Annotated in this window: 22 protein-coding genes; 9 read left to right on the top strand and 13 right to left on the bottom strand. The window is 74.9% G+C overall.

The features are described 5' to 3' along the window. Positions 1 to 9: 9 nt before the first annotated feature. Entirely contained in the window at positions 10 to 414 is a 405-nt protein-coding gene (locus tag MICAU_RS18240; RefSeq protein WP_013286817.1) for a Fur family transcriptional regulator, read from the top strand. 38 nt (positions 415 to 452) lie between these two features. On the opposite strand, the gene MICAU_RS18235 is transcribed toward MICAU_RS18240, so the two are convergent. The 6 genes from MICAU_RS18235 to MICAU_RS18210 all read right to left on the bottom strand — a co-directional run bounded on the left by MICAU_RS18235 (position 453) and on the right by MICAU_RS18210 (position 9,174). Continuing rightward, positions 453 to 845 carry an SCO5389 family protein gene (locus MICAU_RS18235; protein WP_013286816.1) on the bottom strand — a complete coding sequence of 131 codons (393 nt, stop codon included), beginning with the start codon at positions 843 to 845 and terminating at the stop codon, positions 453 to 455. Between the two features lie 139 nt (positions 846 to 984). Further along, on the bottom strand, positions 985 to 6,450 hold the full coding sequence (locus MICAU_RS18230; RefSeq protein WP_013286815.1) for an ATP-binding protein: 5,466 nt from the start codon (positions 6,448 to 6,450) through the stop codon (positions 985 to 987). A gap of 235 nt (positions 6,451 to 6,685) precedes the next feature. Then, positions 6,686 to 6,916 carry a DUF2188 domain-containing protein gene (locus MICAU_RS18225; RefSeq protein WP_013286814.1) on the bottom strand — a complete coding sequence of 77 codons (231 nt, stop codon included), beginning with the start codon at positions 6,914 to 6,916 and terminating at the stop codon, positions 6,686 to 6,688. 132 nt (positions 6,917 to 7,048) lie between these two features. Beyond that, the gene (locus MICAU_RS18220; RefSeq protein ID WP_013286813.1) at positions 7,049 to 8,428 is read right to left on the bottom strand and encodes an MBL fold metallo-hydrolase; all 1,380 of its coding nucleotides are present in this window, start codon (positions 8,426 to 8,428) and stop codon (positions 7,049 to 7,051) included. 39 nt (positions 8,429 to 8,467) lie between these two features. Then, entirely contained in the window at positions 8,468 to 8,809 is a 342-nt protein-coding gene (locus MICAU_RS18215; protein WP_085985960.1) for a rhodanese-like domain-containing protein, read from the bottom strand. Between the two features lie 50 nt (positions 8,810 to 8,859). Next, entirely contained in the window at positions 8,860 to 9,174 is a 315-nt protein-coding gene (locus MICAU_RS18210) for a rhodanese-like domain-containing protein (RefSeq protein ID WP_013286811.1), read from the bottom strand. Between the two features lie 195 nt (positions 9,175 to 9,369). Here MICAU_RS18210 and MICAU_RS18205 point away from each other — a divergent pair, with 195 nt between their 5' ends. Then, complete coding sequence (locus MICAU_RS18205; protein WP_013286810.1) at positions 9,370 to 10,020, top strand: class I SAM-dependent methyltransferase; 651 nt, start codon at positions 9,370 to 9,372, stop codon at positions 10,018 to 10,020. A gap of 12 nt (positions 10,021 to 10,032) precedes the next feature. Here MICAU_RS18205 and MICAU_RS18200 read toward each other — a convergent pair whose 3' ends face one another. The 6 genes from MICAU_RS18200 to MICAU_RS18175 form a co-directional block, all read right to left on the bottom strand. Further along, complete coding sequence (locus tag MICAU_RS18200) at positions 10,033 to 11,235, bottom strand: sugar efflux transporter (protein WP_221488058.1); 1,203 nt, start codon at positions 11,233 to 11,235, stop codon at positions 10,033 to 10,035. A gap of 68 nt (positions 11,236 to 11,303) precedes the next feature. Further along, entirely contained in the window at positions 11,304 to 11,609 is a 306-nt protein-coding gene (locus MICAU_RS18195) for a DUF2470 domain-containing protein (RefSeq protein ID WP_013286808.1), read from the bottom strand. Beyond that, a complete protein-coding gene (locus MICAU_RS18190) occupies positions 11,606 to 13,144 on the bottom strand; it encodes a heme ABC transporter ATP-binding protein (protein ID WP_013286807.1) in 1,539 nt (512 codons plus the stop codon). Before MICAU_RS18190 ends, MICAU_RS18195 begins: the two co-directional genes overlap by 4 nt. Next, the gene (locus MICAU_RS18185) at positions 13,141 to 14,244 is read right to left on the bottom strand and encodes a FecCD family ABC transporter permease (RefSeq protein WP_013286806.1); all 1,104 of its coding nucleotides are present in this window, start codon (positions 14,242 to 14,244) and stop codon (positions 13,141 to 13,143) included. The genes MICAU_RS18190 and MICAU_RS18185 overlap by 4 nt, the downstream gene beginning before the upstream one ends. Next, positions 14,241 to 15,275 carry a heme/hemin ABC transporter substrate-binding protein gene (locus tag MICAU_RS18180; protein WP_244879618.1) on the bottom strand — a complete coding sequence of 345 codons (1,035 nt, stop codon included), beginning with the start codon at positions 15,273 to 15,275 and terminating at the stop codon, positions 14,241 to 14,243. The genes MICAU_RS18185 and MICAU_RS18180 overlap by 4 nt, the downstream gene beginning before the upstream one ends. Beyond that, positions 15,272 to 16,099: a neocarzinostatin apoprotein domain-containing protein gene (locus MICAU_RS18175; protein WP_013286804.1), complete on the bottom strand. Its 828-nt coding sequence runs from the start codon at positions 16,097 to 16,099 to the stop codon at positions 15,272 to 15,274. Before MICAU_RS18175 ends, MICAU_RS18180 begins: the two co-directional genes overlap by 4 nt. A gap of 193 nt (positions 16,100 to 16,292) precedes the next feature. Here MICAU_RS18175 and MICAU_RS18170 point away from each other — a divergent pair, with 193 nt between their 5' ends. From MICAU_RS18170 to MICAU_RS18160, 3 genes are all read left to right on the top strand, one after another. Continuing rightward, a complete protein-coding gene (locus MICAU_RS18170; protein WP_013286803.1) occupies positions 16,293 to 17,786 on the top strand; it encodes an HtaA domain-containing protein in 1,494 nt (497 codons plus the stop codon). 92 nt (positions 17,787 to 17,878) lie between these two features. Continuing rightward, entirely contained in the window at positions 17,879 to 18,994 is a 1,116-nt protein-coding gene (locus MICAU_RS33485) for a WxL protein peptidoglycan domain-containing protein (RefSeq protein WP_013286802.1), read from the top strand. Next, positions 18,991 to 19,893, top strand: a complete 903-nt coding sequence (locus tag MICAU_RS18160; RefSeq protein WP_013286801.1) for a hypothetical protein — start codon at positions 18,991 to 18,993, stop codon at positions 19,891 to 19,893. The genes MICAU_RS33485 and MICAU_RS18160 overlap by 4 nt, the downstream gene beginning before the upstream one ends. Here MICAU_RS18160 and MICAU_RS18155 read toward each other — a convergent pair. Next, positions 19,890 to 21,464, bottom strand: a complete 1,575-nt coding sequence (locus MICAU_RS18155) for an FMN-binding glutamate synthase family protein (protein WP_013286800.1) — start codon at positions 21,462 to 21,464, stop codon at positions 19,890 to 19,892. The two genes, MICAU_RS18160 and MICAU_RS18155, sit on opposite strands and share 4 nt — an antisense overlap. A gap of 40 nt (positions 21,465 to 21,504) precedes the next feature. Between MICAU_RS18155 and MICAU_RS18150 the strand changes: the two genes are divergently transcribed. The 4 genes from MICAU_RS18150 (at position 21,505) to MICAU_RS18135 (ending at position 24,006) form a co-directional block, all read left to right on the top strand. Then, a complete protein-coding gene (locus tag MICAU_RS18150; protein WP_013286799.1) occupies positions 21,505 to 22,116 on the top strand; it encodes an RNA polymerase sigma factor in 612 nt (203 codons plus the stop codon). Further along, positions 22,109 to 22,822 (top strand): hypothetical protein, encoded by a 714-nt coding sequence (locus tag MICAU_RS18145; protein ID WP_013286798.1) that lies wholly within the window; start codon positions 22,109 to 22,111, stop codon positions 22,820 to 22,822. The genes MICAU_RS18150 and MICAU_RS18145 overlap by 8 nt, the downstream gene beginning before the upstream one ends. A 67-nt stretch (positions 22,823 to 22,889) precedes the next feature. Then, positions 22,890 to 23,408, top strand: a complete 519-nt coding sequence (locus MICAU_RS18140) for a hypothetical protein (RefSeq protein WP_013286797.1) — start codon at positions 22,890 to 22,892, stop codon at positions 23,406 to 23,408. A 37-nt stretch (positions 23,409 to 23,445) separates the two neighbouring features. Beyond that, complete coding sequence (locus MICAU_RS18135) at positions 23,446 to 24,006, top strand: DUF5872 domain-containing protein (protein WP_013286796.1); 561 nt, start codon at positions 23,446 to 23,448, stop codon at positions 24,004 to 24,006. Positions 24,007 to 24,025: the final 19 nt, after the last annotated feature.

Below are 24,025 nucleotides of genomic sequence, written 5' to 3'. Positions count from 1 at the left end.
GAGGCGACGGTGACCCAGGCGACGACCGGGGCGACCCGCAACACCCGTCAGCGCGCCGAGGTGCTGGCGCTGCTGCGGGAGTTGGACGGCTTCCACAGCGCGCAGCAGCTGCACCAGATGCTCGTCCAGCGGCAGGCGAAGGTCGGCCTCACCACGGTGTACCGGACGCTCCAGATGCTCGTCGACAACGGCGAGATCGACTCGGCCCGGCTGCCCGGCGGCGAGCACCTCTACCGGCGGTGCAGCCAGAGCCGCCATCACCACCACCTGGTCTGCCGCCGCTGCGGCCGGGCCGTGGAGGTGGCCGGCCCGGCCGTGGAGCGGTGGGCCGACCAGGTCGCCGCGCAGCACGGCTTCACCGACGTCGGGCACACCCTGGAGATCTTCGGCACCTGCGACCGCTGCGCCGCCTGAGCCGCCGCGGGCGGTGACCCGCCCGCGGCGCGTCGCCGTCAGCAGTTGCGCAGTGCCGGTGACTGGTTCAGCAACTGGCCGCGGCTGGAGGTGAACCGGCGGTACGCCTCGGAGCCGGCCGCGCCGGGGCGGAACGCCGCCACCCGGTGGCAGTTCTGGAACGCCAGCGTCACCCCGAAGTGCCGTTCCAGGCCGGCGCGGATCGCGTCGCTGGCCATCGCGCGCAGCAGTTGCCCGCGCTCGGCGTCGCCCGGCGGCGGCACCACGTTGTCGGCGAACTCGGCGTCGGACGCGGCCAGGTCGGCGGCCACCCGGCTGACCGTCTCCCAGGCGTACGGCAGGGAGTCGCGGACGCAGGCGACGAACGCCTCCTCGTCCACGGGACCGGTCTCGGCGGCGTGCAGCAGGGCGGGCGGAACGGTGAGCGACATGGGTCCTCCGTCATCGCTAACGAACACGGTTTCCATTACCGATTGAGCACATCATGCGACGGCAGGCCCGTCAAGGACCGGCGCACGCGAAACGGCGGGCGGACCCGAAGGCCCGCCCGCCGCCCGGCGGTGCAACGTGTCAGCGCAGGCGCGCCTCGATCTCCTCGATGACGCGGGGACGCAGCTCGGCGGCGCGGATCACCGCGTCGACCGAACCGACCTCGACCGCCCGCTGGATGCTGTGCACCCGGTCGAACTCGGCGGCCACCTCGCCGAGCTTCTCCGCCCGCACCGACGAGCGCAGCTCGTCCAGCTCGGCGGTGAGCGCCGCCCGCTCGGTGCCGGCCGCGGCGGTGACCTTCGCCTCCAGGTCGCGTACCCGGGGATCGGCGGCCGTACGGGCGGCGACCTCGCCGGCGAACACCACGGCGGCGGCGGGCGCGCCACCGAGCACCGAGGCGAACGACCCCTCGATCGCCAGCACCGTCATGTCCGGGTTGAGTGCCTTGGAGAACACCACGAACGCGCCGCCGTGGTAGCGCGAGATCACGCAGAACACGATCGGGCCGCGGAAGTTGACGATCGCCCGGCCGATCTCCGCGCCGTACTCCAGTTGCAGCTTGCGCATCGACTCGGGCGAACCGTCGAAGCCGGAGAGGTTGGCGAGCACGACCAGCGGCCGGTTGCCGCTGGCCGCGTTGATCGCCCGCGCGGCCTTCTTCGACGAGCGCGGGAACAGCGTGCCCGCGGTGTACGTGTCCGGGCCGTCGGTGGGCGGGAAGCCGTGCCGGGGCACCGAGCGGGACTCGATGCCGAGCAGGCACACCGGGATGCCGCCGAGGTGCACGTCCTGCACCACAGCCGTCTCCGCGTCGGCCATGCCGGCCCACCGTTCCAGCACCGGGTGGTCCTGGTCGGCGAGCGCCCGCATCACGGTACGGATGTCGAACGGCTTCTTCCGGTCCGGGTTCGCGGTGGCGGAGAAGATCTCGCCCACCGTGGCGAAGTCGCTGCCGGCCACCGCGTGCGGGTAGCCGCAGATGTCCCGGTCCACCGGGTCCATCGTGACGGCCCGGCGCGGCGCGTCCTCGCCCGGCGCGACGTACGTGTGGTCGTAGTGCGCCATCAGCACGTCCCGCGCGGCCGGCAGGCTCGGCGCCCAGTACTGCGCCTGCCCGTTCGGGCCCATCACCCGGTCGTAGCCGCCGATGCCGAAGTTGTCCTCGGCCGAGACACCGCCGGAGAAGTCGAGCGACTGCTTGCCGGTGAGCACCATCGCCGAGTCCGGCGTCATGACCAGCACGCCCTTGGTGTGCATGAGCATCGTCGCCTCGGCGTTCCAGTACGGCTGGGCGCCGACGTTGATGCCCGCCACCACGATGTTGATCTCACCGCCGTCCTGGGTGAACTCGACGATGCGCTTGAGCGCCGCGGCCACCCAGTCCATGTTCTCGGTGCCGGAGGTCATCGAGATGCGGGCGCCGGCGCTCAACGCGTACCACTCCAGCGGCACGCCCATCCGCTGCGCGAGGTCCAGCGCGGCGATCACCCGCCGGCACTCCGGCTCGGACAGCGCGCCGAGGGACTTGGTCGGGTCGCCGAGCAGCACCACCCGGGTCACGCCCTGCGGATGCCGCGGTGTCGGCGTGGTCACCACACCGGCCACGATCGCCGCGGTGTTGCGGCCCTTCGGCCGGTCCACCGGCACCAGCGCGTGGCCGGCGTCCAGGTCGTGCTCGACGAAGTCGCCCAGCAGGCCGGTCAGCTCGTACGGGTACACCGTGTTGCGGCCGGCCGCCCGCAGCACCTTCAACCGGTAGTCGTCAAGCGGCTCGACCGGCTCGGCCGGCGGCTCGCCCACCGTCAGCTGCGCGTGCCCTGTGGCGTCGAACGTGATCCGCACGCCGACCTTCGTCAGCTCGCCGGTACGGCGGTCGCGCTGACGGGCGATGAACAGGATCTCCTCCAGCTCGGCGCCCACGGTGGTCGGGCGTACCCGCCCGGCGATCAGCTCCATCTCCTCGCGGGTCAGCTCGCTGGGCGGCCACACGTAGACGACGATCCGGTTGGTCGGGAACCGCGACTTCGACGGCCGCCGCGACTGCGCCCGGCGGATCGAGTCGATGCAGGCCGCCACCGTGTCCTCGGTGGTCGGCAGCGCCACCAGGCGGCCGTCCTGATCCCGCAGCTCGGTCAGGTCACGTACCTGCGCGAACGCGACCAGCCGCTGGTCGGACGGGTTCTGCCGGGCGACCGCCTGGAACAGGTAGACCTCCTCGTCCAGCGAGGGCAGCCGGGTCAGGTCGAACTCGCGCAGCCGTTCCAGTTGCATCCGCTGCGCGATGTACGGGTGCAGGCCGCGGATCAGCCGCTCCTCGGCCATCCCGCCGCCCTCGGCCGGACGGAACGTGACGTGGTGGTGCATCACCGCGCCGCCGCGCCCGGCGACGGTGGTGGTGAGTCGGCGTACCTGCTGCGGCAGCGGGTGTGCGTTCACCACGTCCAGCAGCGCGGCGGCGGCGGCGTCCAGGTCCTCGGGCTGGTTCTCCCAGGCCAGGTAGACGTCCGCGTCGACGGCCTCGCAGTCCCGGGCCACCTCGGCCAGGCCGCGCAGCGCGTCGCCGAGCGCGTCGAAGCGGACGGCGGCCGAGACGACACTCGACCCGTCCCGCCCGGCCACCACGAACGTGCAGCCACCGGCGGTGCGGGTGCGGACCTCGGTGAGCGCCTTGTTGCCGTAGTACCGGCGGGTAAGCACCTCCAGCATGGCCGCGTTGTCCAGGTCGTTGCGGACCAGGCGCTGACCGAGCAGCCGGACCAGCGGCTCGGTGCTGCGCACCATCTCGGCGATCCGCCCGGCGCGGTCCGGCGCGTCCGGCTGCGCGTCGAGGTGCCGCAGGTGGGTGCGGACCTGGGCGTAGACCCGGGCCCGGTTGCGGCGCAGCAGCGGCTGGGCGAACCAGGCGAACACCACGCCCCGGGCCAGGTCGGCGACCACCGGGAAGCGGACCTGGGTGGCCGCGACGAGGCGTTCCAGCGTGAGACCGGCCGGCTCGCGCAGCGCCTCGTCCGGCGGCGGCTCGCGCAGCCAGGAGCGCAGCAGCGCGGCGATCACCGCGGCGTCCGCGGCGGCCCGCTGCTGGGCCAGGAAGATCCGGAAGACCGCGGCCTCCAGCTCGGGCGAGCGGTCCAGCTCGGTGACGCCGTAGTGGGCGAGCGCCTTGGCCAGGCGGGCCCGGAACGACTCCGGGGAACCGGCCCGCTCGACGTCGAGGCTCTGCAGGTAGGTGTGGAAGTACTCGCGGGCGCTGTGCACGTGCCCGCCCGGCCCGTCGTCGCCGCCGGGCCGGTTACGGCTCAGCTCGGCCAGGTCGGCGAAGACGTTCACCAGTTCCAGTTCCTCGGCCAGCGGCCGGTGCCCGGCCTCGGTGGCCGCCCGCCGCGCGTCCAGGTAGTCGTCGAGCACCCGGCGCTCGTCGTGCGGGTCCACGTCGTAGCCGAGCAGCAGCGAGCAGAGGTCCTCCTGGCCGCGTTCGGCGCGGGACCGCGCGGGCACGTCGGCGGGCGCGGTGGGCAGGTCCAGCTCGACAGCCGGTCCGGCCGGCCCGGCGGCCACCTCGGCGTCGTCCTCCGCGACCGGCTCCAGGCGCAGCAGCGGCGCCCCGGCCTCCACCTGGGTGCCCACCGCGACCGACGACTCCTTGAGGCGGGCCCGGAACGGCGCCCGCAGCACCGTCTCCATCTTCATCGCCTCCAGCACCAGCACCGGCGCGCCGGCCTCGACCTCCGCGCCGACCTGAAGCGGCGTGGCGACCACCAGCGCCGGCATGGGGGAGCGCAGCACGCCGCCCTCGTCGCGGCTGACCCGGTGCGTCACGCCGTCCACCTCGACCAGGTGCACCGGGCCGTGGGTGTCGGTGAGCAGGCGGAACCGGGCGCCGTTGACGGCGATCTGACCGGTGTGCCGGTCGAAGCGGTCCAGCTCGACGTCGGCGGTGCGCACGTCGCCACCGGCCTCGACACCGACCCGGAACCGGTGCGCGCCGACCCGGGCCACCCGCATCCGGTAGGTCACGCCGCGCAGCTTCAGGTCCAGCGGCCGGCCGCTGCGGTGCTGCACCTGCGGGCGTCCACCGGCCGCGGTGGACAGCAGCCGCTGCCGTTCGGCGGTCTCGTCCTCCTCGTACGCCTCGATCGCGGCTGCCGCCAGCGCGACGGCGGAGTGCCGGTGCGCGACCAGGCGGCCCTCGCCGCGCACCCGGTCGATCCAGCCGGTGTCCGCGCTGGCGTCGATCACCTCGGGCTGGTCGAGCAGGTCGAGCACGAAGCTCTTGTTCGTCGCGCCGCCGGCGATGACCACAATGGTGTTCGCCATCGCCCGGCGCAGGCGGCCCAGCGCCTCGTCCCGGTCCCGGCCGTACGCGATGATCTTCGCGATCATGGAGTCGAAGTCGGCCGGGATGGTGTCGCCCTCGCTGACCCCGGTGTCGACCCGGATTCCCGGCCCGGCGGGCAGGTCGAGCCGGGTGATCCGGCCGGGGGAGGGCGCGAAGTCGCGGTCCGGGTCCTCGGCGTTGAGCCGGGCCTCGATCGCGTGGCCGCGCTCGACCGGCGGCTCGCCGGTGAGCCGGCCGCCGCCGGCCACGTGCAGCTGCGCCTTGACCAGGTCGAACCCGGTGGTGGACTCGGTGATCGGGTGCTCGACCTGCAGGCGCGTGTTGACCTCCAGGAACGCGAACAGCCGGTCGCCGGGGTGGTAGAGGAACTCGACTGTGGCCGCGCCCCGGTAGCCGACGGCGACCGCCAGCCGCTCCGCCGACGCCTTCAGCTCCGCGGTCTGCTCCGGGCTCAGCACCGGCGACGCGGACTCCTCGATCACCTTCTGGTTGCGCCGCTGCACCGAGCAGTCCCGTACGCCGAGCGCCCACGCGGTGCCCTGGCCGTCGGCGATCACCTGGACCTCGACGTGCCGGGCGCCGGTGACCAGGCGCTCCAGGAACACCACGCCGCTGCCGAACGCGCGAGCCGCCTCCTGGCTGGTGCGCTCGTAGGCGTCGGCCAGCTCGGCGTCGCTGCGGATCACCCGGATGCCGCGCCCGCCGCCACCGGCGGTCGCCTTGAGCATCAGCGGGTAGCCGATCGAGGCCGCCGCGCGCAGCGCGTCGTCCAGGCTCTCCACCGCGCCGCGGCTCCACGGCGCGACCGGCACGCCGACCTCCTCGGCGATCAGCTTCGCGCCGATCTTGTCGCCGAGCTTGCGCATGGCGTCCGGGCTCGGTCCGACGAACGTCACGCCGATCTTCTCGCACAGTTCGGCGAACGCCGGGTCCTCGGCCACGAAACCCCAGCCCACCCACGCGGCGTCCGCGCCGGTCTCGACCAGCGCGCGCTCCAGGGCCTTGAGGTCGAGGTACGGGCGGGCCGACGCGGGGCCCAGGTCGTAGGCGACGTCCGCCTCGCGGACGAAGGTGGCGGTACGGTCGACGTCGGTGTACAGCGCGACGGTCTCGATCCGGCTGCCGGTCTCCGCGGCCAGTTCCCGGACCGCGTGGATGAGCCGCATCGCGGCCTCACCACGGTTGACGATGGCGACACGGGTGAACACGTGACCGTCCCCTTCGGTTGACCCACGGTGGCGCGCCGGGCGCGGCGATGCCCCCGGCTCGCCTCACCTTTCCGCCTATGCGCGGGCGGCGCCATGTCGTAACGGCCGAAGCCTGAGCGGGGACCGTTGTAGGAACCGAACAAAAGTTTTTAGCCAGCCACTCACTACCCGCCGGTACGCGATACGGCGCCGGACCCGCTCGGGTCCGGCGCCGTACATCGCCTGCGCTGCGTGCTCAGCCCGGGATCTCCCGGGGGTCGCGGCTGCGGGGGTACGTGTTCTTCTCGCCGATCGTGCCGTCCTGCTTCTTGATCACGTGCTCGGCGCCGCGCTCGGCCGCCATCTCCCGGCCGGCCGCCTCGGCCTCCGCCTTGGTGTCGTGGCGGCTGGTCGCGCGCTCGTTGCCCTCCGGGCGGTTCTTCCACTGCCCGTCCTGCTGGTAGGTGTCGATGTCGCCCTTCGCCATGCCGTCAGCTCCCTCGTTCGCGTGTCCGATGACAAATGTCTGCCCATGCGAGGGGAGTGCTAATCCTGGCGGCGCGATCGGACGGTCCGGGCCGGGCGGGGGAGGGGCCCCAACCCGGGCCGGACCGGTGGGTCACGCGGCGGCGTGCAGGCCCTGCCAGGCGCCGTAGCCGCCGAGCAGGTCGGACACGTCGGCGTGACCGGCGTTGCGCAGCAGGCTGGCGGCCACCGAGGAGCGGTAGCCGCCGGCGCAGTGCACGACGACGGGGCGGTCGGTGGGCACCTCGCCGAGGCGGTGGGTCAGCTCGGCCAGCGGGATGTGCCGGGAGCCGTCCACCGCTCCCTGCTCCCGCTCGCCGGCGTTGCGGACGTCCAGCACCACCGGCGCGTCCGGACCGTCGAGGGCCGCGCGCAGCTCGGTGGCGGTGACCCGGCTGGCCCGGGTCATCTCGGCGACCATCTCCAGGAAGGCGCCCTCGGGTTCGCGCAGGTAGCCGATCACCCGGTCGAAGCCGATCCGGGCGAGGCGGACGACGATCTCCTCCTCCCGGTCCTGCGGGGCCACCACGAGCACCGGCCGGTCGGGCGCCACGACACTGCCGGCGGTCTCGGCGAACCGGCCGTCGGCCGGGACGTTGAGCGCGCCGCGCAGGTGCCCGGTCGCGTACTCCTGCGGGTCGCGGGCGTCGACCACGACGGCGCCGTCGGCCCGGGCGGCCAGGAACTCGGCCGGGGTGAGTGGGCGGGCCGGCCGGGCGTGGTCGAACAGCTCACGCGCCTTGCGGTTGAGCACCGCGTCGAAGGCGAAGTAACCCGGCGCGGCCGGCTGCCCGCCGGTGACCAGGGCGAGGAAGCGCTCCTCGCTCATCGGCGCGCAGGCGTAGTTGGTGCGGCGCTGCTCGCCGATGGTGGACTGCCGCTCGGTGGACAGGTTCTTGCCGCAGGCCGAGCCGGCGCCGTGGGCGGGGAAGACGCGCACCTCGTCGGGCAGGCCCATCAGCTTGTGCTGCACGCTGTCGTAGAGCATGCGGCCGAGTTCCTCGGCGGTCACGCCGAACGAGGCGAGCAGGTCGGGCCGGCCCACGTCGCCGATGAACAGCGCGTCGCCGGTCAGCACGCCGTACGGGACCGGGTCGTCGGCGCGCTCGTAGACCAGGATGCTGATCGACTCGGGCGTGTGGCCCGGGGTCTCCATGATCTCCAGCGTCACGTCGCCGAGGCTGATCCGTTCGCCGTCGGCGAGCTTGCGGCTCGGGTACTCGGTCTCGGCCCGGCTCCCGTAGCCGATCCACGCGCCGGTCGCGGCGGCCACCTCCAGGTGCCCGGCGAGGAAGTCGGCGTGGAAGTGGGTGTTGACGACCCCCTCGATCGTCAGGCCGTGCGCCTTGGCGTCGGTGAGGTATTCGTCGATGTCCCGGCGCGGGTCGACGAGCACGGCCCGGCCGGTGCGGTCGTCGGCGATCAGGTACGAGGCCTGGGACAGGCAGTCGAGGTAGTACTGGGTGAACAACATCGGCCGTGCTCCTTCTCCTGGTGATGGACGGGCGTCTGCTCAGGCCACGTGGCCCGGCCTGCCGCCCTTGGCTCGTACCGCCAGCCCGGCGTTCGTCCACGCCCGCATGCCGCCGGTCAGGTCGTGCACCTCGTGGCCTGCCGCGGCGAGCAGCTTGGCTGCCCGTCGCGACCGCGCGCCGGAGCGGCAGACGGTCACGGGCCGGTCCGCCGGCACCTCGGACAGCCGGCCCGCGAGCTGGCCGAGCGGGATGTGCCGGGCGCCGGGGGCGTGTCCGGCCCGCCACTCGGCCGGCTCGCGGACGTCGAGCAGCAGCGCGCCCGCGCCGGACAGCGCCGCCGCCTCCGCCGGGGTGACCCGGGCGACGCGAGGGCCGAGCAGGCGGCGGAGGAAGCCGGTGCGCGGAGCGGCTGCCGTCTCCGGCCGGCCGGTCATGGCCGGCTGCCAGCGGTGACCGGGCGGCCCGAGCGCACCCAGGCGGAGGTGCCGCCGGCCACCGACAGGGCGGTGATGCCGGCGCGTTCCAGCAGCTCGGCGCCGACCCGGCTCCGCCCGCCGGCCTCGCAGATCACGTAGACGGGGCCGGTGCGCGGCACCTGCGCCATCTGGGTGGCCAGGTGGCCCAGCGGCACACAACGGGCACCCGGGACGTGTCCGCCGAGGTACTCGGCGGTCTCCCGGACGTCGATGACAGTCGCCCCGTCGGCGTGGGCGGTGGCGAACGTGGTCACGTCGACCTCGTGCATGGGCGTTCTCCTTCCGGATCCATATACCCCCGGGGGTATCTGCTCTCGACGGTAGCGCAGCGTCCGGCCGCCCGCCACCCCCCGCTCGTCCGGTGTGCTCGTTTTGCCGGAACGGCAAGGTTCCTTGCTGTCCGGTCGGCGGCGGCGCACGATGGCGTGACCGGACGGGAGACGGCCGGCGGCGAGGAGGCAGACATGACGGGGCACCACCACGAGCAGCCGGCGGCGGACACCGACCCGGCCCGGTTCTGGGACGAGCGGTACGGCCAGCGGGACCGGATCTGGAGCGGCCGGGTGAACCCGGTCCTCGCCGAGGTCGCCGGCGCGCTGCCGCCCGGCACCGTGCTCGACCTGGGCTCCGGTGAGGGCGGCGACGCGGTGTGGCTCGCGTCGAAGGGATGGCGGGTCGCCGCCGTGGACATCTCGTCCGTCGCGCTGGACCGGCTCACCGTCGAGGCCGAGCGGGCCGGGGTGGCGGACCGGATCACCACCGTCCGGCACGACCTGACCCAGGGCTTCCCGCCCGGCCGGTACGACCTGGTGTCCGCGCAGTTCTTCCAGTCGCCGCTGGTCCTGCCCCGGGAGAAGGTGCTGCCCCCGGCGGCCGAGGCGGTCGCGCCCGGCGGCCGGCTGCTCGTCGTCGAGCACGGCGCGCCGCCGCCCTGGGCCGGGCCCGACACCGGCCACCACCGGTTCGCCAGCCCGGAGGAGATCCTGGCCGCGATGAACCTCGACCCGGACGGCTGGGACACCGAGCGGCTGGGCGCGGCGCGCCGTACCGCCACCGGCCCGGACGGCCGGACCGGCGAGCTGATCGACCACGTGGTGCTGGTGCGGCGCCGCTGACCGCCGGGCCGGTCAGGCCCGCGCGTGCGGCCGGGTCAGCAGCAGCACCAGCAGCCCGGCCGCGCACAGCGCGGTGCTCATTCCGTACGCCCACCGGTAGCCGACCTGCGCGGAGAGCCCGAGCAGCGGCCCGGCGAGCATGGCGCCGATCGGGAACGTGTTGGTGAACAGCGTGGTGGCCCGGCCCGGCTCGCCCGGCAGCAGATCCTGCACGTAGGCGATGCCGACGCCGGACACCGCGGCGATGAACAGCGCGTTCACCGGCTGCGCGAGCAACAGGACCGCCACGCCCGGCGCCGTCGCGGCGGTCGCGTAGTAGGCGACCCCGCAGGCGCCGCCGACCAGGATCAGCGGCCGCAGCCGGACCCGCGCGGTCAGTGCGCCCAGCCCGAGCATCAGCGGGATCTCCAGCGCCGCGCACAGGCCCAGCACCAGCCCGGCGCGGGAGGGGTCGTCGTTCAGTTCGGCGTCGATGAACAGCGGCAGCGCCTGCACGGCGAGCGTCAGCGGGCACTGGAGCAGGACGAACGCGAGCGCCGTCAGCGCCAGCCGCAGCCGGGACGCGCCGGGCGGGGCGGGCACCGCGCCGTCCGGATCGCCGGGGACCGGCCGCGCCGGCAGCGGCAGCTCCTCCAGCCGGAACGCGGCCACCAGCGCGGCCAGCGCGTACATGACGGCGGCCATGCCGTAGACCAGGCGGAAGCCGCCGACGTCGAGCAGCACCGCGGCCAGCGCCGGCCCGGCCACCCAGGCCAGCGAGAACACGGTACGCATGAGGCTGACGCCGAACGCGGCCCGCCCCGGATCGTCCCTGTCGAACAGCGCCCGGGTGTACGCGAACGACTGCGGGAACAGCGAGTTCGCCAGCGCGGTGGCTGTCGCGGTCAGCCCCAGCAGGATCCAGTAGTCCCGGACGTACGCGGTCGTCCCCGCGCCCACCACACCGGCCAGCGCGGCGCCGACGAGAAGCGCGCGCCGGATCGGCAGGCGGTCCGACAGCCGGCCGATCAGCGCGGAGGCGACCACCCCGGACAGCGGGGCGACGACCAGGAACACGGTCACCCGTAACGGACTGGCGTGGACCTCGCGGTCGAGGAACAGCGACAGGAACGGCAGTACCACGGCGGTGGACAGACCGACGGTCAGGAAGACCACGCCCAGCGGGAGCAGCCGGAATCGGCCGGCGCGCACCGCCGGCCTCGTGTCCACAGCCATGCGGCGGACTGTACGCCGCGGCGGTGCGGCAGCCGACCGGGTTTCCGCAGCCCGGACGGTCCCGGTGCTCAGCCGGCCGGCCGGGGCGGTACGCCGGCCCGGTCGCAGGCCTCCCGGTACATGCGCACCACCTCCCGGCGGATCTGCGCCCGTTCGGTGAGCCGGTGGGCGAACGGGACGCGCACCGGGACCTCCGTGCCGCCGACTGTGACGGCGAAGTCGATGCCGTCGGCGTCCAGGCCGGTGGTGCGGGCCGCGGTGGCGTCCGGCCGGCCGCCGAGCGTACGGCAGATCAGCAGCGCGTCCCCGGCGTGGTCGTCGTTCATGTGCCGGCTGACGGCGGCGACCACCTCCGGCGGGAAACCGGCGCTCACGCGGCGCCCTGCCGGCCGCTCGCCGCCACCAGGCGACCCAGGTCGGTGAAGACCGCGATGTTGTGCTCGTACGCCACCAGCACCTCGTCGCGCAGCGCGGGCCGGCCGGCCTCGTCCAGCGCGAGCGCGTCCAGCCTCGCCCGGTAGGCGTCCTTGTACGACTTCGGGTCGCTGATCCCCGGGAACGTGTAGAACGACGCCCCGGCCTCCTCGGTCACCCCGTAGTACCGGGCCACGCAGCGCCCGATGTGCCGCCCGCCGGACAGGTCGCCGAGATAGCGGATGTAGTGGTGCGCGATGAACCGCTCGGGCGATCCGGCGCAGGCCGAGGTGATCCGCGCGGCGTACGCGACAGCGGCCGGAACAGGCTCCATCACCTCGCGCCAGCGCGGGCCGAGCAGGAACCGCAGGTCGGCGGCGAGCGCGGGCAGCCGGGTCAGCGCGTCGTCGACGAACGGGCCGGCCAGCGGGTCGTCGCGCATCGTGTCCGCCACGCCCTCCAGCGCCGCGTAGATGCCGTGGTGCGCGACGACGAGCGCGGTGTAGCCGGCGACGTCGAGTTCACCGGCGGTGAGCGCGGAGACGTACCGCTGGGACTCGGCGCTCCGGTGCGCGTCGCGTGTCTCGGCGCGCAGCCGGGCCGCGAACGTCTGTGTATCCATCTGCTGTCTCTCCTCGTCGGCTGATGGTCCTGCGGGCCGGCCGCGTCGGGGCACGATCAGCGGCAGCTCGTCACGGGGGTGGGGGACGACGTCGATGTCGTACCGGTAGACCTCGCTGAGCAGCGGGGCGGTGAGCACCTCGCGGGGTGTCCCGGCGGCGCGGACGCGTCCGTCGCCGAGCAGGGTCACGGTGTCCGCGTACGCACCGGTCAGCGTCAGGTCGTGCAGCACCACGACCACGGCGTCCCCGGCGCGGGCCCGCTCCCGGGCGATGCGCATGACCAGTTCCTGGTGCCGCAGGTCGAGCGCGGCGGTCGGCTCGTCGAGCAGCAGCGTGGTGGCCCGCTGCGCCAGGACCCGGGCCAGCGCGGCGCGGGCCTGCTCGCCGCCGGACAGCGCGGGGTACGGCCGGGCCGCGAAACGGGCGACGTCGCAGCGTTCGAGCACGTCGGCGACGACGGCGTCGTCCTGTTCCCGCTCCGGCCGCCCCGCCCACGGCGCCCGGCCCATCCGCACCACCTCCCCGACCGTGAACGGGAAGCTCAGCGTGTTGCGCTGGGTGAGCACGGCGCGGCGCCAGGCCAGCTCCACCGGGCTCCACGACTCGCGGGGCAGCCCGTCGACCTCGATCCGGCCGGCGGCGGCCGGCACGTCACCGCTGATCGCGCCGAGCAGCGTCGACTTCCCGGCGCCGTTCGGCCCGACCAGGGCGTGCACCTCGCCGGCGCGTACCTGAAGGTCGATCCCGTCGAGCACGGTCCGGCCGGCGCGCTCGACGCGCAGCCCGGCCACCCGGATCCGGAGGTGCCCGGCGGGCGCCGGGCGCGGCGGCCGGGCGGCGGCGAACCGGCGCGGCGTACGTGGGAGGCTCATCCCCAGCCTCCGGCCCGGTCGCGGGTGCGGCGCAGCAGCCAGAAGAACGCCGGGCCGCCGATGACCGCGGTGAGCACGCCGAGGGGCAGCTCCTGGTGCTCGACGAGGGTACGCGCCGCGAGGTCGGCGCCGATCACCACGACGGCCCCGCCGAGCGCGCTGGCGATCAGCAGCACCCGGTGACCCGGTCCGGCGACCATCCGGATCAGGTGCGGCACGACCAGTCCGACGAAGCTGATGATGCCGGTGAACGCGACAGCGGCGGCGCCGAGAAGCGCGGTGACGACGATCAGCCGCAGCCGCAGGCGTTCGACGTTCACGCCGAGGTGCCGGGCGGCGGGTTCGCCGAGGGCGAGCAGGTCGAGGCGGCGCGCGTCGGCGCAGGCGACGGCGAGCCCGGCGAGCAGGCACGGCGCGGCGAGACCGACGGCCGTCCAGCCGGCCTGGGCGAGGCTGCCGAGGTTCCAGAACGCGATGGCCTGCACGCCGGACTGGTCGGTGACGAACATGAGCAGCCCGATCACCGAGCCGGCGACCGCGTTGACGGCGACGCCGGTCAGGACCAGCGTCACCACCTCGGTCCGGCCCCCGGAGCGAGCCAGCACGTACACCAGGTAGGTGGTGGCGAGGCCGCCGGCGAAGGCGGCGAGCGGCACGGTCCATCCGCCCAGGACGGTGACGCCGGTGACGATGGCCAGGGCGGCGCCGACGGCCGCGCCGGCCGACACCCCGATGACGCCGGGCTCGGCGAGCGGGTTGCCGAAGACGCCCTGCATGACCGCGCCCGCGCAGCCGAGGGCGGCGCCGACGACGGCCGCCAGCAGCACCCGGGGGAAGCGGACGATCCAGAGCGCGTTCTCGCCCTGCGCCGCCGACGGCAGCGGACCGAGGTCCAGCCCGAGGCGGTGCAGCACGGAGCCGAGCACCTCGGCGGGGGAGATCGCCACCTGGCCGCGCCCGGCGGCCAGCAGGGCGACGAGCACGAGGGCGACGCCGAGCCCGGCCACCAGCACGGTGCCCCGCCGGCCGGGGGACCGGGGCGCGCCGGTGACCGTCGCCGGGGCGGCGGCGGGCGCGGGCCGCTTCCGTAGCGTGGTCACGACGGGTCCTCGCAGGAGTAGACGGCGCGGGCCAGCGCCTGGACGACCCGGCCGGAGCGGACGCCGAAGGTGAGCAGCGTGCCGTCGGCCATGTCGACGACGCGCCGGTTTGCCCCGGCCGGCGTCTGCGCCACGCCGGGCAGCTTCACCAGGCCGTCGACGCCGCCGACGGAGGCGAGCCCGGCGCTCATCACCAGGATCACGTCTGGCGCGGCGTTGATGAGGCCCTCGCTGGTCAGCGGACGGAACCTGGACAGCCCGGCGGCGCTGCCGGCGTCGACGCCGCCGATCGCCTCGATCATCGCGTCGGACCCGGCGCCCCGGCCGCCGATCAGGTACACCCCGGCGGTGCCGCGCAGGTAGAGGAACGCGATCCGTGGCGCCCGGCCCGCCGGGGCGGTACGCCGGGCCTCGGCGGTCTCGCTCTGCACGCGGGTCACCAGCCGCTCCCCGGCCCCGGGTACGCCGAGCGCCGCCGCGACCGCGCGGATGTGGGCCGGGACGCCCTCGAGGGTCGGCTCGGCGCGTACCTGGACGACCGGGATACCGGCGGCGCGGAGCTGGCGCAGCACCTCGGGCGGTCCGACGCCGTCGTCGACGAGCACGACGCTCGGGTCGAGGTCGAGCACCGCCTCGGCGGAGAGGTCGTGCCCGCCCGGGGTGACCACCGGCAGGTGCGCGGCGGCGGGGAACGTGGTCGAGGTGTCCCGCCCGATGACGTTGCCGCCCAGGCCGAGGCCGAAGACGATCTCGGCGATCGAGCCGTGCAGGTTCACCGGGAGGATGCGGCTGACGTCGTCCACAGTCACCGTCGTGCCGTCGCCGGAGCGTACGGTGGCCGGCAGCGCTGGTGTGGGCGCCGGGCGGACCGGGTCGACGTCGGCGTCGTCCACTGTGGCGGTGACCGGCCCGCAGCCGGCGGCGGACGGCGTACCCGATCGGCCCGGCGCGGCGCAGCCGGTCGCCGCCATGGTCACCGCGAGCAGCGCGACGAGCGGTCCCCGGCCTGGTCGCCGGTGCGGGCGGCTCACCGGCCGGCACCGCGACGGCGCCGCCACCGGCCGAGGCCGAGCAGGACGGCCAGGGCCAGTGCGGCGGCCACCACCCCGGCGGTCCATCCGCGTCCGGCCCCGGAGGTGTCGCTGACCCGGGTGACGTGGAGGTCGCCGGCCGCGGCCTGCGACGGCGCCCCGGCCCCGGTCGCGGCGCCTGTCACCCCTGCCGCCCCCGCTGCGGCCGGCGCGCTGCCGGAGGCGGCCGGGGCCGGCGCGTCCTGCGCGGTGGTGGTCCGGGGCGCGGCGGCGGGCGTGGTCGCCTTCGGCGCCGGGCCGGCCTTCGGCGGGGCGCTCGTGGCGCCGGCGGCGAACGTGACCGGCACCCGTACGTCCTGGGACCGGTCGGAGGCCCGGGTGTGGTCGGCGCGGGTGACGACCGCGCAGCGCCGGACGGTGCAGTCGACGTCGCCGATGGTGGGGGTCACCTTGACCGTCACCGAGAAGGAGCCGCCCGGGCCGTACGGCTTCGGCAGGCCCTCGGCGTAGGCGGGCGGGTTCGACGAGATCCACTGCGAGGCGCCCAGGCTGCCGGTGGTGTCGGCGCCGCCGCCGCACGGGGTGGCCGCCACGCCCGGTCCGTTGTCGACGCAGTACGCGACGTAGATGCCCTTGTCGACGTCGTAGCCGCGCCCGGAGACGGACACGGTGGCGCCCGAGCGGCTCAGGCCGGTGCTCGGGGTGACGGTGAGCTTCTGACCGCCGCTGCCGGTGGCGGTGCCGGCGTGGGCCGGCGCGGGCGTGGCGACGACGGCGGCGGTGAGCAGAACGGTGGTCAGGATGGTGCGGCGCCGTGCTCGCATCGGGCTCCTCACACGACAGGTCCGGCCGGGTGCACCGACCGGGCAACAACTTAGGTTTGGCTAACCTAAGCGGCAAACCCGCAGGTGGCAAGGGGTCCGTTCGGTTGAAGATCTTGGGACGCTTCGTGGATCACCCGATGATATTAGGTTTGCCTAACCTAATGTCTTCGCTTCCCCTCCCGAGAGGAACAGCATGTTCAGATCCAGAGCCGGAGCCCTCCGGTCGATGCGCTGGGCGGCGGTGCTCGCCCTCGGCGTGTCGAGTGCGCTCGTGGGCGCCGGACCCGCCTCGGCGGCCGAGGCCGAGATCACCAGTGGCAGCCTGACCTGGGGTTTCAAGGCCAGCTTCCGCAACTACGTCAAGGCCGGCAACGGGGATCCGCCGATCGCTGTCAGCAACGGCGCCACTGTCAACGCCGACGGCACGTTCACGTTCCCGTCGACCGGCGGCACGCACGACGCCGCCGCCGGTACGACCAACGCCACGTACGGCGGCACAGTGGTGTTCTCGTACCCGGCGCACCTGCTGACCATCACGCTGGCCAACCCGACCGTCGCCGTCTCCGGCGGCACCGCCTCGCTGAAGGCGGACGTCGACCTGGCCACCACGATGACCGAGCCGGTCTCGGTGAAGCAGGCCACCGTCGCCACCCTCACCGGCAGTCCCGCCGCCAGCGGGAACACGGTGACCGGCAGCAACCTCGCCGCGGCGCTCACCAGCGTGGGAGCCGGCGCCTTCAACGGCTTCTACGCCGCCGGTGAGGCGCTGGACCCGGTGTCGTTCACGTTCACCACGGCAGGCGGCACCGCGCCCGCCACCCCGGCGGTGACCGTCGACCCGGCCCAGGGTCTCGACCCCGCCGGCGCGACTGTCACCGTACGCGGCACCGGCTTCGACCCGGACTTCAACAACGGGGCCGGCATCTACGTCTCGTTCGGACCGAAGGTCGACGAGCACTGGGCCAACGCCGGCGTCCTCCAGGTCACCAAGTGGGTCAACAAGACCAACGAGCCGACCGACGCCCGGGACCGGATGGCCGCCGACGGCAGCTTCACCACGACGCTGCCGATCAGCGCCGTCTACACCGACCGCAACGGCGACGAGGTGGACTGCACCGAGGTGCAGTGCTACGTCATCACGTTCGCCGCCCGCGGTTCGGCCGACCGCCGCCAGGACACGTTCACCCCGATCACCTTCACCCGGACCGGGGCGGGCGGGAACTCGGCCCAGCAGCGGATCACCAGCACCGTGACCGGCGGTCCGCTCAGCCTGAGCGTCGCCGGCGCGACAGTCGCCCTGCCGCCGGTCGGCAAGGGCGAGTACGCCCGGGCGCCGCTGAACACGGCCACGGTGGCCGACCTGCGCGGCGCCGGCACCGGCTGGAGCCTGGTCGGACAGGTCTCCGAATTCACCTCCGCCGCCGGTGGCGTCATCGCCGGGAACTACCTCGGCTGGGCGCCGACGGCGAGCGTGGTGGACGACCCGCTGGGCGGCACGACCGGTGCCGTCACCCCGGGCGCGGTGGCCGCTCCCGGCGCCGGTCTCGGTGAGGCCCGGGCCCTGTGCACGGCCGGAGCCGGGACCAGCAACGGCGTCTTCGCCTGCGGCGCCGAGCTCAACCTCGGTGTGCCGGCGTCCGCCGCGGCGGGTGACTACGTCGCCACGCTCACCCTGACCCTCTCCTGATTCACCGACCGGGTCGGACCTGGTGGGGCGCGGGCACGTCGCCCGTGCCCCACCAGCCGCCTCCCGGCGACCACCTCGCAGCGGAGCACGGAATGCCCCTCCTCACGCCCTCCACCCGCACCCCGCGGCGGCGCACGCCCGGCCCGGCCGCGCGGTTCGGCGCCGCGCTCGCCGCCGTGCTGCTCGCGGTGCTGCTCGGGCCGCCGGCCGCCGGCGAGGCCGCCCCCCGGCCCGCACCGTCCGCCGACCCCGGTGCCGTCCGCTGGGCGGTCCAGCCGTCCGGGCCCGGCGGGCCGACCGGGCGCAACTACTTCACGTACGACCTGGCGCCCGGCGACAGCGTCACCGACCACGTCGGCGTCACCAACCTCGGTGACCGACCGCTCACCTTCGCGGTGTACGGCACCGACGCGTACACCACCACCGACGGCGCCTTCGCGCTGCTGCCCTCCGACCGGGCCGCCACCGACGTCGGCGCCTGGATCGGCGTCGAGCGGCGAAGCTGGACCGTCCAGCCCGGCAGGCGCGCGGACATCCCGTTCCGCCTCACGGTGCCGCGCAACGCCACGCCGGGCGACCACACCGGCGGCGTGATCGCCGCGGTCGCCCAGGACGGCGTGACCGCCGACGGGCAGCGGGTCCGGCTCGACCAGCGGATCGCCGCCCGGCTCTACCTCCGTGTGGCCGGCGAGGTCCGCCCCGCCGTGACTGTCGAATCGGTACGCGTCGGCTACGACACCCCGCTCAACCCGATCGGCCGCGCCGACCTCACAGTCACCTACCGGATCCGCAACAGCGGCAACGTCCGCGTCGGCGGCACCGGCGCGGTGGTCGTCGCCGGCCCCGGTGGCTGGACGCTGTCCCGGACCAGCCCGGTCGACCTGCCGGAGCTGCTGCCCGGCGCCGAGTTCACTGTCACCGAGCGGGTCACCGGGGTGCCGCCCGCGCTGCGGCTGACCGCGACAGTCGACCTCGCACCCACCACCGTCGACACCGCGCTGCCCCCGGTGCAGCGCACCGCGAGCGTGTGGGCGCCGCCCTGGCTGCTGATCGCCGCACTGGCGGCCGCCGGAGCCTGGCTCTACCTGCGTCGCCGTCGTCGCCGTCCCACCTCGGCCGCTGCCGCCGGGCCGGCGGATGCGTCCAGGGCCCCCGTCGCGGGGACGGCCGAACCCCCGGCGGGCGGCGCGGCGGCCGGTGCCCGGTGACCCCGGTCCTGCCGGCCGCCGCCGCGATCCTCGCGCTGGCCGCGCCGGCCCCGGCGCCGCCGTACACCCCGGACGGCACCGCCGTCGCCGCCCCGGCCGCGCCCTCGTCCACTGCGGCCTCCGCGGCGCCGCGGCCCGCTGTCGTCGTGCCGTCCGGCCCGCTGACTGTCGGGCAGCGGGTCACCGTCACGCTGCGCGGCTGGCCGGCCGGCCCGGTCCACCTCACGGTCTGCGGCAACGACGCCCACCGGGGCGCGCTCGACTGCGCCAACGAGCAGGCCACCACCGTCCAGGTGCCGGCGGGCACGACGGCGGTGCCGATCGTGCTGGCGGCACCGCCCGTCGCCTGTCCCTGCGTACTGCGCGCGCATGCCCTGACCGGCACCGTCCAGGCCACCGCCGCGCTGCCGGTCAGCGGCGTGACCGCCGCCCCGGCGCCCGCGCCGGCCGCCACGCCGCGACTGCACCTCGACGACCTGCGCGTCGCCGGCCGCCGCCCGCTGCGGGAATGGTTCGGGCTGCCCGAGACGCTCACCGTACGCGTCGCGCTGCGCAACCCCGGCCCGGCCGACGTGGTCGACCCGACGTTCACGCTGCTGTTCGGCCGGCCCGGACGGGCGCACACCATCGTCGCCGCCCCGCCCCTGGGCACCATCGGCGCCGGGCAGGTCCGGACGTACGAGATCCCGGTGCCGGTGGACGTCGCCGTGCTCGGGGCACACGAACTCCACGGCCGCGTCGACCTGCCGGAACGGCCGGTGGCGTTCGTGATCGAGACCAGCCGCCACCCCTGGGGACTGCTCGGTGCGGCGGCGGTCCTGGTGGTGGCGCCGGTCGTGCTCCGGCCGCGCCCGCCGCGCCGCCGGGGCCGGCACCGCACCGGCGAGGGAACCGGCTAGCCGACGGCGGTGGGGGAGGGCGGCGCGCTGCCGCCCTGCGGCGCCTCGGCCGTCATCAGCCGCACGATCTCCGCCCGGTCGGCTGCCGACGGCATCCCCCACTCCGGCCGGTAGCCGAACGCCCGGTCCAGGGGGATCGACGAGGTCCGGCCGTCGAGGATCTCCACCGCGTCGGTGCCGATCAGCCCGGGATGCTCGACGCCGCACGCCTCGGCCACCTTGACCAGGTCGCGGCGCAGCGTACGGATGTAGTTCGCGGCCCGCACCGACTTGCGGGCCGGGTCCAGACCCCGGGCCAGCCACGCGTTCTGGGTGGCGACGCCGGTCGGGCAGGTGTCGGTGTGGCACTTCTGCGCCTGGATGCAGCCGATCGCCAGCATCGCCTCCCGCCCGACGTTGACCATGTCGGCGCCGAGCGCGAACGCCACCACCGCGTTGTCCGGCAGGCCGAGCTTGCCGGCGCCGACGAACACCACGCTCTCGTGCAGGTCGCGTTCGGCGAAGGTGCGGTAGACCCGGGAGAAGCCCTGCTGGAACGGCAGCGAGACCGAGTCGCTGAAGATCAGCGGCGCGGCGCCGGTGCCGCCCTCGCCCCCGTCGACAGTCACGAAGTCCACGCCGCGCCCGGTGTCGCGCATCAGCGTGGCCAGCTCCTCCCAGAACCCGAGGTCACCGACGGCGGACTTGATGCCGACCGGCAGGCCGGTCTCGGCGGCGAGCAGCTCCACCCAGTCGAGCAGACTGTCGCAGTCGGAGAACTCGGCGTGCCGGGACGGGCTGACGCAGTCCCGCCCGGCCGGAATGCCCCGGGTGGCGGCGATCTCGGCGGAGACCTTCGCCGCCGGCAGCAGGCCGCCGAGGCTCGGCTTGGCGCCCTGACTGAGCTTGATCTCCAGCGCGCGTACCGGTGCCGACGCCACCAGGTCCTTGAGCCGTTCCAGGCTGAACCGGCCCTGCTCGTCGCGGCAGCCGAAGTACGCGGTGCCGAGCTGGAAGACCAGCTCACCGCCGTTGCGGTGGTACGGCGACAGCCCGCCCTCGCCGGTGTTGTGCAGGCAGCCGGCCAGTGCGGCGCCCCGGTTGAGCGCCTCCACCGCGTTGCCGGACAGCGAACCGAAGCTCATCCCGGAGATGTTCACCACCGACTCCGGCCGGAACGCCTGCGCCCGGCCGCGCGCCGCGCCGAGCACCTTGGCGCAGGGCAGCGTCACGTCGTGCCCGGCGGTCGGCGTCGACGGCGGGACCGCCCGGCCGAACGTACGGTGCTTGATGATCGGATAGCCGGAGGTGTGCTCGATGTCGTTGTCGGTGCCGAAACCGAAGTAGTTGTTCTCCTGCTTGGCCGAGGCGTACACCCAGCGCCGCTGGTCGCGGGTGAACGGCCGCTCCTCGTCGTTGCCGGCCACGATGTACTGCCGCAGCTCCGGGCCGATCGACTCGATCAGGTACCGCGCCCGGCCCAGCACGGGGAAGTTGCGGCGCAGCGCGTGGTCGCGTTGCAGCAGGTCCCGGGCCGCCAGCGCGGCGACGGCGGCGACGGCTGCGGGTACGGCTCTTCTCGCCCAGCTCATCCCGCCACTCTTTCCGGCCCGGCACCCGGTCAAACGCCTGATGGAACCCGGCCGCCCCGGGCGGTGTCATGAAAGCGGACCGACGGCGGAGGCTGCCCTGGACGACGACGAACTCGTCACCCGCGTACGCGCCGGCGACCGGGAGGCGTACGACGCCCTGGTCGCCCGGCACACCGCGTCCGCGTACCGGACGGCGGTGCTGCTCGGCGCCGGTCCGGACGCCGAGGACGTGGTCCAGGAGGCGTTCGTGAAGGCGTACCGGAAACTGTCCCGCTACCGGGCCGAGGCGTCGTTCCGGTCCTGGCTGCTCGCGATCGTCGCCAACGAGACCCGGAACCTGCACCGTGCCCGCACCCGGCGGGACGGGCTGGCGCTGCGCGCGGCGGCGGCGGAGCCGGTCGCGGCGGTCACCGGCGACGACGGGCTCGACGCCGTGCTGGCGGCCGAGCGCCGCGCCGCGCTGGTGGGTGCGCTGCGGCGGTTGCCCGTCCGCGACCGCGAGGTGATCGTCTGCCGCTATCTGCTCGACCTCGGCGAGGACGAGACGGTGACAGTGCTGGGGGTGGCCCGGGGCACCGTGAAGTCACGGACCCACCGGGCGCTGGCGAAGCTGCGGGCCCTGCTGGACCGGGAGGTGGCGCACCGTGGATGACCTGGAACGGGAGCTGCGGGAGCTGACCGGCTGGCTGGAGCCGGCGCGGACGCCGGATCTGACCGCCCGGGTCCGGGCCCGGCTCGACGCGCCCGCGCCGCGCCGCCGGTGGCGATACGTGCTGGCCGGCGCGCTCGCCGCCCTGCTGGTGGCGGCGCTGCCGCCGGGGCGGGCCGCGGTCGCCGGCGCGGTGACCGGGCTGCTGCGGTTCTCCGGGGTCGTCATCGACACCGCACCCGCGCCGCCACCGGCCGGTACGCCGTCGCCGTTGCCCGCGCAGCACCAGGTTGCGCTCGCCGAGGCGCAGCGGCAGGTCCGCTTCCCGATCCGCGTCCCGGCCCGGCTCGGCGTGCCGGAACGGGTGCTGGTCGCCGATCCGGACGGTGCCGGCGCCCACCGGGTCGTCAGCCTCCTCTACCGGGGCGGGACGGTCCGGCTGGACGCGTTCGACGGCTCGCTCGACATCGTGTTCCACAAGCGGTCGGTCGGGGCGGACGTGACGCTCACCCAGGTCGGCGGCGAGTTCGCGATCTGGGTCGGTGGGCCGCACGCGCTCGCGTACGTGGACCGGTCCGGGACGGAACGGGTCGCCACCGCGCGGTTGTCCGCCGCCACGCTGATCTGGGAGCGGGCCGGGGTGAGCTACCGGCTGGAGGGCGACCTCACCCGCGAACAGGCGCTGGACGTCGCGTCCTCGTTGGAGTGAGGGCGCCGGGAACCCCGGGGCGCCGGGCGGTGTCCTGTTGACGAGAGTCGTCGACGGGGGAGGCCGGATGTCCGTTCCGAGAAGAGTCCTGCTGGTGTCGGTCCTGCTGCTGGCCGGGTGCACCGGCCCGGCCGGCGTGCCCGACACGGCCCCGGGCACCACGCCCGCCACCGGCCCGGCCGCGCCGTCGGCCTGTGCCGAGCGGCTGGAGACCGGCCGGCTACCGGACTGGGCGGACGCCGGGTTCACCGGCGACACCCGGGTGCGGCACGTCTTCGGCACCGGGGGCGACATCGTGGCGATCCTGTTCGCGTACCCGCTGGTGCAGGCGCGCGGGGACGGCGCGAACAACAAGATCCTCTGGGTGGCCCGCCCCGATCCCGGCCGGTCCGAACCGGCGCAACTCAGCCCCCTGGTGATCACCGCGACGCTCGACGGGACGGGTGCCCGGGCCGTCCGGGAGGTGCCCGGCGGACCCGGGCCGTCCATCGTCGACCTGCCGGCCGCCGGGTGCTGGCGGCTGCGGCTGGACTGGTCGGGCCGCACCGACACGATGGATCTGGTCTATCGACCGGCGCTCGGCTGACCGGCATGGCCGCTCCCGGTCCGGGTAACGCTGCGTCATGGCGAAGTACACCGAGCCGGAACTGCGGGAGCGCCTCAAGGCCGAGATCCGCGCCTCCGACAAGGGCGGACGGCCGGGGCAGTGGTCGGCCCGCAAGTCGCAGCTGCTGACGAACGAGTACAAGAAGGCCGGCGGGGGATTCGAGGGCCCGAAGGACGCACGGCAGCGCTCGCTGCAACGCTGGGGCGGCGAGAAGTGGCAGACCCGCAGCGGCGATACGCGCGCCCGCAACGGCGGCGAAACCCGCCGTTACCTGCCCAAACAGGCGTGGGAGGAGCTGTCGGAGAACGAGCGGCGCGCCACCGACACCCGCAAGCGCCGCGCGTCGCGCTCCGGCCGCCAGTACGTGCCGAACACCGGCCCGGCGAAGCGGGCCCGCCGGGACGCCACGGCCGCCGAGCAGATCAACGAGTTGCCGGTTACCGAGGCGGTCAAGCTGGTCCGTGACCTCGACACCCGTCAGCTCGACGCGGCGCTGCGCCGGGAACGCGGCGGCAAGGCCCGCAAGACGCTCATCGGGCGGCTGGAGTCGGAACTGGGCCGGCGCCGGGCGGCGTGAGCGTGTGCCGGCCGGGCAC

It is taken from the genome of Micromonospora aurantiaca ATCC 27029 (genome assembly GCF_000145235.1).
Taxonomy (GTDB): domain Bacteria; phylum Actinomycetota; class Actinomycetes; order Mycobacteriales; family Micromonosporaceae; genus Micromonospora; species Micromonospora aurantiaca.
This window is presented reverse-complemented; position numbering and strand designations above follow the sequence as displayed.